Origin of the sequence: Exiguobacterium sp. SL-10 (genome assembly GCF_004337025.1) — a bacterium.
In the GTDB taxonomy this organism is placed as follows: Bacteria; Bacillota; Bacilli; order Exiguobacteriales; family Exiguobacteriaceae; genus Exiguobacterium.
Genome location: NZ_SJUP01000042.1, coordinates 1 through 416, shown reverse-complemented (window position 1 = coordinate 416; position 416 = coordinate 1). Strand labels below are relative to the sequence as shown.

Genomic DNA, 416 nt, shown 5'->3' with positions numbered 1-416 from the left:
TTTCAAAAACAGTTTTGAAAAACTGTTTGGAAAAAAAGTTGATATTATTTCAGGCAGCGTCGGTACTGCAAAACAGTTGAAGAAAATACTTGCAGAGCGTAACCAGCTTGGTAAAGGCTCAGGCTCAATCACCTTTTTCAATTCAGGCCATAAAGTCGATGACCACGAAATCGTATTAAAGTACAAAACATTGTTTGAAATATTAGATGAAAATCAAAGGAGTCATGTTGGACATTGAATGTAAGGGCTCCTGGTTATAAACAATGCAAATTATGGGTTTTCAGTAAATGTACAAAATGATAGAGGCAGTCTTCTGAAGGGAAATATGAACTAAGAAGTGGGCTTCAAAAGCCCACTTCATTACCCTCTTATGTTTATATTTTTCCCTCCCTCTCTTATCTCTCCCCCTTTTTTAT

1 pseudogene is annotated in these 416 nt (G+C 36.1%); it reads left to right on the top strand.

Annotation, left to right across the window (positions count from 1 at the left end):
* Positions 1-238: pseudogene (locus EVJ33_RS15255) on the top strand (glutamate racemase); the annotation flags it as partial.
* Positions 239-416 lie beyond the last annotated feature (178 nt).